We start from the raw sequence: 11,416 nt of genomic DNA, 5'->3' as shown, positions 1-11,416 counted from the left end.
GGGCCGGGGCTGCGGCCGCCCGGACCGCGGCCGGGCGGATCGAACCCGCGCCGTTCGGGGCCGATCCCGCGCGGAGCGTCCGCGCGTCCATCACCCAGGCGTCGGTCGAGCGTGCGTTCGCGATCCTCCTCGCCGTGGCCGCACTCGGCTTCGGCGCGACGACCGTGCCCGCGGTGCTGTCGCAGCTGCCGTACCTCGACCCGGTGTGGGGTCCCGTCGTCGCGTTGGCGCTCGCCGCGTCGTTCCTCTTCGTCGGGGCGTCCGTCTTCGCGAGGCGCCTGGCGCAGATCGCGCAGATCGTGTGCGCCCTGGTGTTCCTCGTCGCCCTCGTCACCTGGCCGTTGACCGTGCAGGAGCCGATCCCGTCCGACCAGGCACCGTGGCCCTGGTGGCTCTGCACCGTGGGGTCGACCGCGGCCGCGATGGGCTTCGCCCCGTGGCGGGCGTCCGTCTACACCGCCCTCGTGCCGGCCGTGTACGTGGCCATCCGGTTCACCCCGCTGGGCGGCGACGCGGGTGTCGGGGCGTTGCTCAACGGCTTCTACACGGCGATCCTCAGCGGGGCCGCCCTCATCATCGTGATCGTGCTCCGCCGTGCGGCAGCAGCCGTCGACGCCGCCCAGGCCACGGCGGTCCGGCGGTACTCGCACGCGATCCGCGAGCACGCCACCGAGGTCGAGCGGGTCCAGGTCGACGCGATCGTCCACGACAGCGTGCTCACGACGCTCCTCTCCGCCGCCCGGGCCGACACCCGCGATGCCGAGATGCTCGCCGCGCGGATGGCCCGCAACGCCATCGACCACCTCGAGGCCGCGGCGGCGGACGGCCCAGGGGACGCACCCCCGGTCTCCCTCGTCGACCTGCGGACCCGCATCTCCGACGCCGTCGGTGCGCTCGCGGCGCCGGTGCGGGTCGACCGTGGGCACGTCGGGTCGATCCGGGTGCCCGCGATCGTCGCCGACGCCGTCGCCTCGGCGGCCGTCCAGGCAGCCGTGAACAGCGTGCAGCACGCCGGTCCGGCCGAGGTCGACCGGTGGATCGTCGTCGAGCAGCGCGGCGCCGGCGTCCACGTCGAGGTCGGGGACGACGGTGCCGGCTTCGACATCGCGGGGATCCCCGCCGAGCGACTCGGCGTCCGCCGTTCGATCGTGGAGCGGGTGGTCGCTGCCGGGGGCACCGCCGAGATCGTCACCGCGCCGGGAGCGGGCACCCGTGTGCTCCTCGACTGGGCGCCGGCGGCGGGGGAGCAGCGGTGAAGGCCTCACTCCCGGCCGGGGTCGCGATCGGGCTCGCGACGCTCTTCTCCGTGTACCACCTCGTCCTCGCGGCGACGACGCTCCCCGGAGCCGCCCAGATCGGGCCGGTCGTCGCGTGCATGATCCTCTACGCTGCGGCGACCGGTGTCGCGGTGTTCGTGCCCGGCCGGCCGCTGCCGGTCTGGGCGACGTGCTTCGCGCTCGCGACGGCCGTGGTGCTGCCCGTCGTCGCCTCGCCCACGGTCGACCTGACCGCCGGCCCGGGGAACGGCACGTGGTGGATCGCCGCGGTCGGCACGCTGATGGTCGTCCTCGTCGTGCGTGCGCGCGTCGCGTTCGCCTGGGTCGGTGTCGGGTTCCTCACCGTGCACGCCGTCGCGTGGGCCGGACTCGGGGCGCTCGGCTCGCTCGGCGTGCTCGGCAGTGTGGTCTGGGTGGTGATCGCCACCGGCCTCACAGCCGCGATGAGTCGGGCCACCCGTGTCACCCGCGACTTCGTCCGCGCCGAGCAGGAGACCGCCGACTGGCAGGCGGCGCAGGACGCCCACGTCTTCGAGCGGCAGTTCCGGCTCAGCCAGACGACGCGCATGGCGCTGCCGATGCTCCAGCGGATCATCGAGACCGGCGGTGACCTGGACGACGCCGAGCGTGCCGAGTGCCTGCACCTCGAACAGGCCATCCGCGACGAGATCCGGGGCCGGTCGCTGCTGTCGGAGGACGTCCGCGACGAGGTCATGCGCCTCCGTCGTCGTGGCGCCACGGTGCAGCTGCACGACGACGGCGGTCTCGACGACCTCGAGATCGACGACCTGCGCCGCGTGCACGCCCGCATCGCCGAGGCCCTGCGCCAGGCGCGGGAGGCCGACAACGTGATCATCCGGACCGTCCCCGAGGGGTCCGAGTCCGCCGTGACCGTCGTGGGGCTGCGGCTCGACCTCGCGGCGAGCGAGTCGGCGGCGCTCGGGGCGGGGATGGACGACGAGGACGGCGATGAGGACGAGTCGGTCGTCGTGTGGCTCGAGATCCCGCGGCACGAGACCGTCTGAGGCGGACCGACACCGAACGTCGTCGGCGCCCGCGTGGACGACAGCGCCCGGAAACGGGGAACGGGCCGGTCGGATACCGACCGGCCCGTTCACGACCCGAGTCTGAGCGACAACCCGAATATCGCCCTGACTCGTAGCTGGTAGGTGGCTTCGTACCCTAGTCGGCCACCGACCTGCGATGTTCTTCGTTGAAGGACACCGAACACGAACTACTATGCCCGCAGCCGAACGCTCTGTCAGTCGTCATTATGGGGGACAAAATCGGCCATTTCCGCCGCCCTCGACCCCTGCTGTCCCCCGTCTGCGGGGAGACCGACCGGGAATCCCGCGGTCGGGGCGCCGAGACCGCCCGGTACCCAGGGGTACATGGTCGCCCGCACCGTGCGGCAGGCGCAAGCCCCCGGAGCGGCTCAGCGGAGCGATCGGGTCCAGGCACCGGCACCGTGCTCGAGCGGTCGACGGAGGCCCCGGGCGGACACGTCCCACCCCGGGCGCGGCGACACGGTGACCTCGGGACGGCCGAGCGACGCTGCTTCGTCCGCCTGACGCTGCAGGACGGCGATGACGGCGGCGAGCTCCTCCGGCGTGGGCTCGCCGGAGACGACACGGACGTCGGCGGCCGCCGCGACCGCCTGCTCGACGGGGACCGCGGGGACCACTGCTGCGTGGCGGCCCATCAGCGTGCGCCCGTCACAGCGGGATGTTCCCGTGCTTCTTGGGCGGCAGCGTCGCGCGCTTGCCACGGAGGGCCCGCAGCGCCTTGACGACCGAGACGCGCGTCGCGTGCGGCTGGATGATCCCGTCGAGCTCGCCGCGCTCGGCCGCGAGGTACGGGGACGCGACGTTGTACGTGTACTCGTTCGCGAGCTTCGCACGCACGGCCGCGACGTCCTCGCCGGACTCCTCGGCGCGCTTGATCTCGGCGCGGTACAGGATGTTGACGGCGCCCTGGCCACCCATGACGGCGATCTCGGCGGTCGGCCACGCGAGGTTGATGTCGGCACCGAGCTGCTTCGAGCCCATGACGATGTACGCACCGCCGTAGGCCTTGCGGGTGATGACGGTGACGAGCGGCACGGTGGCCTCGGCGTAGGCGTAGAGGAGCTTGGCACCGCGGCGGATGACACCGGTCCACTCCTGGTCGGTGCCGGGCAGGTAGCCGGGCACGTCGACGAGGGTGAGGATCGGGATGCCGAACGCGTCGCAGAACCGGACGAAGCGCGCGGCCTTCTCGCCGGCGTCGATGTTCAGCGTGCCGGCCATCGCCTGCGGCTGGTTCGCGATGATGCCGACCGTGCGGCCCTCGACCCGACCGAAGCCGATGAGGATGTTCGGCGCGAAGAGCGGCTGGACCTCGAGGAACTCGCCGTCGTCGACGATGTGCTCGATGATCGTCGTCACGTCGTACGGCTGGTTCGTGGAGTCCGGGATGACGACGTCGAGCTCGCGGTCGGCGTCGGTCGTCTCGAGCTCGGGCGCGACGTCGTAGGCCGGCGCGTCGGACAGGTTGTTGTCCGGCAGGAAGCCGATGAGCGAGCGGGCGTAGTCGAGCGCGTCGGACTCGTCCTCGGCGAGGTAGTGCGCGACACCGGAGATCGCGTTGTGCGTCTGCGCGCCGCCGAGCTCCTCGAAGCCGACGTCCTCGCCGGTGACGGTCTTGATGACGTCGGGGCCGGTGACGAACATGTGGCTGGTCTTGTCGACCATGATCACGAAGTCGGTGAGGGCGGGGGAGTACACCGCACCGCCCGCTGCCGGGCCCATCACGATCGAGATCTGCGGGATGACGCCGGAGGCCTGGGTGTTGAGGCGGAAGATCTCGCCGTACTTGCCGAGGGCGACGACGCCTTCCTGGATGCGGGCGCCGCCGGAGTCGAGGATGCCGATGATCGGCACGCCGGTCTTCAGCGCGTGCTCCATCACCTTGATGATCTTCTCGCCGGCGACCTCGCCGAGGGAGCCGCCGAAGACGGTGAAGTCCTGCGCGTACACGGCGACGTTGCGGCCGTGGATGGTGCCGAAGCCGGTGACGACCGCGTCGCCGTAGGGCCGCTTCGACTCCATGCCGAAGGCGTGGGTGCGGTGGCGGACGAACTCGTCGAGCTCCACGAAGGAGTTCTCGTCGAGCAGCTGCTCGATGCGTTCGCGCGCCGTGGTCTTGCCCTTGGCGTGCTGCTTCGCGATGGCGGCCTCGCCCGCGGCGGTCACTGCTTCGTGGTACCGCTCGCGGAGGTCGGCGAGCCGGCCGGCCGTCGTCGAGAGATCGGGGGTGTCTCCTGGGGTCACCCGCTCACCCTACCGGCGGCGACGGCGGGGTCGGTTGGAGGACCCCCACGGTTCCTGCCCGTAGATTTGCTGCATGTCCACACCTGCGTCGTCGACGTTCCCGCTGAGCCGAACCGTCGTCGAGGCCGCGGGCGCGGTGCTCACCGAGCCGGTGACGACCGGGTCGACGAACGCCGACCTGCTCGCCCTCGCGACGACGCAGCCGCACGGCAGCGTCGTGGCGACGCTCGACCAGACCGCGGGTCGCGGCCGCCTCGACCGGACCTGGTCGGCGCCCGCCGGCCAGACGCTCGCGGCGAGCGTGCTCGTCCGCGCGGACCTCGACGACCGCGACCGCGGATGGCTGCCGCTCGTCGCCGGCGCCGCGATGCGCGACGCGATCGTCGCCGTGCTGCACGGTCCGGAGCGTGTCGCGGTGAAGTGGCCCAACGACGTCCAGATCGACGGCCGCAAGGTCTGCGGCATCCTCTGCCAGGTCGCCGCCGACGGCAGCGTCGTCGTCGGCGCCGGCGTGAACCTGACCATCCCCGCCGACCGGCTGCCGACGCCGACGGCGACCTCGCTCGCGGTCGCCGGCGCGACGGGCTCTGCACCGGACCTCGCCGACCGTGTGCTGTCCGCGTTTCTCCGCGCGGTCCAGGAGGCCGTGGTCGCCCTGGTCGCCGGCGGTGCGGCCGCGGACGGGGTCCGGTCCCACGTCCGGTCGGCCTGCGGCACGATCGGGCAGCGGGTGCGCCTCGAGCTGCCGGACGGCACCACCTCGGAGGGGGACGCGACCGGCATCGACGACGACGGCCGGATCACGATCCGGGATCGAGCGGGCGTCTCCAGGGGCGTCGCCGTGGGGGACGTCACCCACCTGCGGTATGCATGACGGCATGACCGACGAGCCGCCGCCCGAACGCGTGGTCGCGCGGCTGCGCCCGCACGCTCGCCGGCTCGTGCGCCCCGCGGTGTTCGTGGTGCTCGTCATGCTCGCCGGCGGGTTCGGCTTCGGGGTGTTCCGGGCACAGCTCGCCTGGCTGAACGCCGTCGTCGCCGGTCTCGTGGTGCTCCTCGTGTTCCTCGGCGGCGCGATGCCGCTGTTCCGCTGGATGTCGGAGCGCTACGTGGTGACCACCAGGCGCCTCGTGGTCGTGCACGGACTCGGCACGCGCACCCGGCGGGAGCTCCTGCACTCGCGGGGCTACGACGTGACGGTGCGTCGCCGCGGCCTGCAGGGGGTCTTCCGGTCCGGCGACGTCCTCGTGTTCCCCGGCGACGAGCCGGCCCTGGTGCTCGGCGACGTGCCGCACGCGGACCTCGTCGTGGCGGTCCTGCACGACCTCGTCGAGGCGCACGAGGCCCGGCGACGGCACCGCGAACCCGACTGGGACGAGATCGTCGGCGGGGCGGATCGACCGCGATGGGGCGACGTCAGACCCTGACGATGTCTCGACAGCGGGCGGTGCGGACGAGAACTGCGCCGAGGTTCCGGTACCGTCTTCCCGTGCGTATCTCTGTCATCGGCTGCGGTTACCTCGGTGCCGTGCACGCCGCCTCCATGGCCAAGCTCGGGCACGAAGTCGTCGCAGTCGACGTCGACCCGGTCAAGATCGAGCGGCTCGCCGCGGGTGAGGCTCCCTTCTTCGAGCCCGGTCTCCCCGAGATCCTGCGGTCGGCGCTGGCCTCCGGCCGCATCCGCTTCACCACCGACATGGCCGAGGTCGCCGGTGCGCGCGTGCACTTCCTCGCCGTCGGCACGCCGCAGGGGCCGACCGGCGCCGCGGACCTCACGTACGTCGACGCCGCCGTCGCCGCGCTCACGCCGCACCTCGCCGCCGGCGAGTTCGTCGTCGGCAAGTCGACGGTCCCCGTCGGCACGGCCGCGCGCCTCGCAGCCGAGGTGTCCGAGGCGGTCCCCGGTGCGACGCTCGTCTGGAACCCCGAGTTCCTCCGCGAGGGCTTCGCGGTGCAGGACACGATCAGCCCGGACCGCTTCGTCTACGGCGTACCCGACGGCGACGCCGGGCAGGCCGCGGTCGAGGCCCTCGACGAGGTCTACGCCGAGGCCCTGGCGAGCGGCACGCCCCGGCTCGTGGTCAACCTGCCCACGGCCGAGCTCGTGAAGATCAGCGCGAACGCGTTCCTCGCGACGAAGATCTCGTTCATCAACTCGATGGCCGAGATCGCCGAGGTCGCCGGTGCCGACGTCACGGCGCTCGCCGACGCGATCGGCCACGACGCCCGCATCGGCCGCAAGTTCCTCAACGCCGGCCTCGGCTTCGGCGGCGGCTGCCTGCCGAAGGACATCCGGGCGTTCCAGGCGCGGGCGGACGAGCTCGGCGTCGGGGAGTCCCTGGCCTTCCTGGCCGACGTCGACGCCACGAACCTCCGTCGCCGCGCGCACGTCGTCGAGCTCGCGCAGGAGCTCCTCGGCGGGGCCGTCGCGGGCAAGCGCGTCGCCGTGCTCGGCCTGGCCTTCAAGCCGAACTCCGACGACGTCCGTGACTCGCCGGCACTCGACATCGCCGCCCGGCTGCTGGGCCTCGGCGCCTCGGTCGCCGCGTACGATCCGGAAGCCGTCGTCACGGCGCGCCGCGTGCACCCCGAGCTCGACTACACCGAGAGCGCGACCGATGCCCTGCGTGACGCCGACCTCGTGCTCGTCCTCACCGAGTGGACCGAGTTCCGCGAGCTCGACCCGGCCGTGGCCGCCTCGCTCGTGGCGACGCCCGTCGTGATCGACGGGCGCAACTGCCTCGACCGCGACGCCTGGACCGCTGCCGGCTTCACCTACCGCGGCATGGGCCGCTGAACACCGCGCGGGGGAGCAGCATGACGATCGACGACGCCGTGACGACCGAGGACCCGGTCGTCGACGCTCCCGTGGAGCACCGACGCCGCTTCGGGGCCTTCCACGAGGGACGGCGCCCGTCGCGGGTGTCCCTGCTCGCGAACGGTGCACTGCTCCTCGTCGCCTCACTGCTCGTCGCCGTGATCGCGTTCCGCACGCGGCTCGAGATGACGAACATCGACGGCATCTCGTACATGTCGATCGCGAAGCAGTACGCCGAGTGGCACTGGGCGGACGCCGTGAACGGCTACTGGTCGCCGATGGTGTCCTGGCTGATGGCGCCGTTCATCGCCGTCGGCGTCGGGCAGACCACGGCCTTCGCGATCGTGAACACGCTGTCCTGCGTCGCCGTGATGGCGATGGGGGCGTGGCTGCTGCTCCGGACGACCGGCAACGGCTGGACCGCCGCGTGGTCGATCGCCGCGACGGCTCCGCTCCTGATGGCGAACGTCAGCCTGCAGACCCCGGACACCCTCGTGCTCGTGTGGTGCCTCGGGTTCCTCTGGGCCCTGCTCGCGGCCGACCGCGCCTGGCACGGCTCGGTGCGACGGATCGTGCTCACCGCGGTGCTGCTCGGCGCGGTGTGCGCGTTCGGGTACTTCACGAAGGCGTTCCTCGTCCCGGTGTTCCTCGTGGTGGTGCCGGTGTGGGCGGTCGTCCGCTGGTTCCAGGACCGCCCCGAGGCCCGCGAGCGCCGGTCCGTGCTGCTGCCCGTCGTCGCCCTCGTCGCCGTGGTCCTCGTCTCCGCGCCGTGGGTCATCGCCCTGTCGGTGAAGTTCGGCGGCATCGAGGTCGGCTCGTCGCTGACCGTGAACGTCTCCGGCAAGTTCAGCGACACGTCGAGCACCGACGGCGACGAGTACCGCATCGCGACGCCGCCGAACGCCCGTGCGGTGTCGCCGAACGAGGACCGCACGCCGTCGATCTACGACGCCGGGATCCTCGAGGCCGAGCGCACGCTTCCCGCGGTGCCGCAGCCGGGCGCCGAGGCCGCTCCGACCGAGAGCCACACCACGACCCTCGTCGGCAAGGTGCGGTACTACGTCGAGCAGCGGCTCGAGGCGTTGCCGTACTACTTCAACCGCATCGGGTCGTTCGCACCGTTCGCGCTCGCGATCGGCGTCGTCTTCGTCGGCGCGGTCGTGGCGGGCGTCGTGCACTACCGCCGGTTCGTCTTCGCGAGCATCGTCGGCATCTTCTCCGGGGTGTACCTGCTCGGGTACGCGGGGATCGCGACGGTGGACACGCAGGGCGGCAACGCGCGCTACTACCTCCCGCTCTTCATCGGGTCGGTCCTGATCGCCGGGGCACTCCTGCCCGCGTTCTGGCGGGCGGCTCGTCGGGGACGTCGTGTGCGGCAGGTCGTCGCCGTGGCCGCGTGTGCCGTCCTGGTCGTCGCCGCGTACAGCCAGAACGTCAACGGCGTGAAGGCGCCCTTCTCGACGATGGGCACGCGCCCGTCGGGCATCCCCGTCGGGCAGGTGTTCGGCGGGGTCATCACCCCGGACGAACCGCTCTCGGACCTGCTGCTGGCCAACCACACGCTGCCCGCCGGCAGCACGATCCTCGGGACGAACACCCGGGACGCCACGCTCGTCGCGTTCCGCACCGGCACGCAGATGTACGGCGAACCGGGTCAGGAGTACGACTACCAGGACCCGTCGTTCGTCGCACTGCTCAAGAAGTCGGGCGTGCAGTACTTCCTGAACTACACGAACGCCCTCATCCCGAAGGACCGGGACTACTCGGCGATCGGCACGCTCGAGGACAGCTTCACCGTCCAGCAGACGTGCCAGGACATCCGGTCCGCGCCGGTCCAGGCCTGCCGGGTCGACGTCGTCAAGGTGTCGGGGAACTGACCTCGGTCGGCGTGCTGCGGGTCGGGGTGACCCACACCCGCAGCACGCCGCCGGTCAGCCCGACCGCGACGAGCACCGCGACGACGGCGACCACGGCGAACGGCACCGGTCCCCACGACTCGTAGCGGGCGATGCTCGCGGCCGAGAGCGGTCCGGTCGCGGCGTTCCAGAACCACCCGGCGGCGACCGCGAGGCCCCAGAGCCCGATGGCAGGCAGCGCCACGGCCAGCACCCGGGGCAGCACGGCCGTCCCGCGCCCGGGCAGGGGCGGCAGCCGCCGCCACGCCACGGCGCTCAGCACGACGAGGCAGAGCAGCGCCGGGAACAGGTAGCGGCCCTGCGTACCCGCGACCTCGGTCGTGTCGAGGTAGGCCCTCGCGCTGCTCGCGGTCTGCAGGAGCAGCAGGAGCGCCGGGAACACGGCGAGTGTCCAGGCGGTGCGCCGGGTCCGGCCACGGCGGAACGCCCAGCCGACGAGCACGACGAGCGCGACGAGCGTCAGGACCGCCGTGAGGAGGTCGCCGATGCTCACCTGCGCGCGCTGCCCCGGGGAGCCCCAGAAGGTCCGGGCGAGGGTGCCCCAGCTGACGTCGAGGAAGTGCCACACCGAGGGCCCCTGGCCGTCGGGGAACGGGCGGTCCGGTCGGATCGCGGCGTAGCCGTCCGGCTGCAGGGTGCGGAACAGCCAGAGGTTGCGCAGCCACCACCACGCGCCGATCACCGCGGCGACGCCGAGGGCGACTGCGGCGCGGAGGACGCGACGGCGGAGCGGGACGACACCCGCACCGGCGACGAGGGCCACGACCGCGACGAACGGCACCGCCGGCAGCCCCGTGCCCTTCGTCCAGACGAGCAGCCCGAGCGCGACCCCGAGCCCGACGAGCGTCCGGCGTCGCAGGTCCCCGGTGAGGAGCCGCGTCGCGAGCCACACCACGACGCCGCCGAGCAGGAACGTCAGGGCGTCGTTCGTCACGGAGGCCCCGATCGACGCCAGCTGCGGCGTCGCGAACAGCGCGAGTGCACCCATCAGGCCCGCCCGCGGCGACCGGGTGACCCGCCGGACCGAAGCCCACGCGAGGAGCGCGAGCGGCGTCACGAGCAGCGCGTCCACCAGTCGGAGCGCGACGAGGGCGTGGTCCCAGCGGAGCGAGCCGTAGTGCAGCACGCGGAGCACGACGGCGTCCACCACGTAGGCCGTCGGCGGGTGCTGCGTCATCTGGTCGACCGTCGTGGAGTCGCCGGGGTGCGCCGCGAGCAGCTCGCTCACGGTCGACCACGTCGAGGAGTCCCCGGCGACCTGTTCCCGTTGCGCGGCCTGCACGGCGTTCGACACGTGCAACGTCCCCGGTGCCGGCCAACCGGACCCGGTGGCGACGTGCACGGCGGCGTCGAGGTGCGCGGGCTCGTCCGGTGCCTGGAACGCCGGCACGACGATCGCCCAGAGCACCAGCCAGAGCCCGAACACCGCCGTCAGGACGGCGACCCACAGCCCCTCGCTCCGCGAGACGACGGGGTGCGGTTCGGACTGCATCGAGCGGGCTCCCGGGGTCGGCGACGCCACCCGTGTCGGTGGCGCGTCGAGCCTACTGGCCCACGACCTCGGAACCGGCGGTGGAGCCCGTCGTCTCGGCGGCGGGTCCGGCCCGGTCGTGTCCGCGCTCGGGGTGGTACACCCACACCTTGTAGAGCCAGAAGCGGAACACCGTGCCGAGCACGAGTCCGATCACGTTGCCCGAGATGTTGTCCGCCAACGCCGAGGTCAGCCCGAGCACGTAGTGCGAGATGCCCAGGCAGCCGAGTGAGATGACCATGCCGCCGAGCGACACGACGACGAACTCGATGCCCTCACGCGTGGCCACCGCCCGCCGCTGCTCGCGGAAGGTCCAGTAGCGGTTGCCCATCCAGTTGACGAAGATGGCCACGATCGTCGAGACGACCTTCGCCCAGAACGGCCCGGAGTGGACCTCGTCCGGGCTGAGCACGGTCGCCCGCAGCACGTTGAAGATGCCGGTGTCGACGACGAACCCCACCGCGCCGACGACGCCGAAGCGTGCCAGTTGGGCCACCAGTCGCCGCACGGTCTCTCCCGGGTCCGTAGAGTTGTCGCTGGTCGTGCTCACGAGGGCCGACCGG

Annotated in this window: 10 protein-coding genes; 6 read left to right on the top strand and 4 right to left on the bottom strand. The window is 72.5% G+C overall.

Translation table 11 applies throughout. The annotated features are described in order from the left end of the window. Positions 1-1,256, top strand: a 1,256-nt coding sequence (locus HWD93_RS14335; RefSeq protein WP_261647182.1) for a sensor histidine kinase, incomplete at its 5' end; no start/stop codon positions are given. Continuing rightward, positions 1,253-2,302 (top strand): hypothetical protein, encoded by a 1,050-nt coding sequence (locus tag HWD93_RS14330; protein ID WP_261647181.1) that lies wholly within the window; start codon positions 1,253-1,255, stop codon positions 2,300-2,302. The genes HWD93_RS14335 and HWD93_RS14330, both read left to right, overlap by 4 nt. A gap of 410 nt (positions 2,303-2,712) precedes the next feature. On the opposite strand, the gene HWD93_RS14325 is transcribed toward HWD93_RS14330, so the two are convergent. Together HWD93_RS14325 and HWD93_RS14320 are read right to left on the bottom strand one after the other, a co-directional pair. Then, on the bottom strand, positions 2,713-2,979 hold the full coding sequence (locus HWD93_RS14325) for an acyl-CoA carboxylase subunit epsilon (RefSeq protein ID WP_261647180.1): 267 nt from the start codon (positions 2,977-2,979) through the stop codon (positions 2,713-2,715). Between the two features lie 13 nt (positions 2,980-2,992). After that, complete coding sequence (locus HWD93_RS14320; protein ID WP_070418456.1) at positions 2,993-4,588, bottom strand: acyl-CoA carboxylase subunit beta; 1,596 nt, start codon at positions 4,586-4,588, stop codon at positions 2,993-2,995. A gap of 73 nt (positions 4,589-4,661) precedes the next feature. Between HWD93_RS14320 and HWD93_RS14315 the strand changes: the two genes are divergently transcribed. The 4 genes from HWD93_RS14315 (at position 4,662) to HWD93_RS14300 (ending at position 9,283) form a co-directional block, all read left to right on the top strand. After that, positions 4,662-5,462, top strand: coding sequence for a biotin--[acetyl-CoA-carboxylase] ligase (locus HWD93_RS14315; RefSeq protein WP_083403378.1), 801 nt, complete (start codon positions 4,662-4,664; stop codon positions 5,460-5,462). 4 nt (positions 5,463-5,466) lie between these two features. After that, complete coding sequence (locus HWD93_RS14310) at positions 5,467-6,015, top strand: PH domain-containing protein (RefSeq protein ID WP_070418457.1); 549 nt, start codon at positions 5,467-5,469, stop codon at positions 6,013-6,015. A 62-nt stretch (positions 6,016-6,077) separates the two neighbouring features. Continuing rightward, entirely contained in the window at positions 6,078-7,385 is a 1,308-nt protein-coding gene (locus tag HWD93_RS14305) for a UDP-glucose/GDP-mannose dehydrogenase family protein (protein ID WP_261647179.1), read from the top strand. Positions 7,386-7,405: 20 nt separating this feature from the next. Then, complete coding sequence (locus HWD93_RS14300) at positions 7,406-9,283, top strand: hypothetical protein (protein WP_070418459.1); 1,878 nt, start codon at positions 7,406-7,408, stop codon at positions 9,281-9,283. On the opposite strand, the gene HWD93_RS14295 is transcribed toward HWD93_RS14300, so the two are convergent. Both HWD93_RS14295 and HWD93_RS14290 read right to left on the bottom strand, forming a co-directional pair. Further along, on the bottom strand, positions 9,264-10,814 hold the full coding sequence (locus tag HWD93_RS14295) for a DUF2142 domain-containing protein (protein ID WP_261647178.1): 1,551 nt from the start codon (positions 10,812-10,814) through the stop codon (positions 9,264-9,266). The genes HWD93_RS14300 and HWD93_RS14295 overlap by 20 nt on opposite strands. 52 nt (positions 10,815-10,866) lie before the next feature. Beyond that, entirely contained in the window at positions 10,867-11,349 is a 483-nt protein-coding gene (locus HWD93_RS14290) for a GtrA family protein (RefSeq protein WP_261647177.1), read from the bottom strand. Positions 11,350-11,416: the final 67 nt, after the last annotated feature.

The sequence above is a fragment of the Curtobacterium sp. C2H10 genome (assembly GCF_025407985.1).
Classification (GTDB): domain Bacteria; phylum Actinomycetota; class Actinomycetes; order Actinomycetales; family Microbacteriaceae; genus Curtobacterium.
This window is presented reverse-complemented; position numbering and strand designations above follow the sequence as displayed.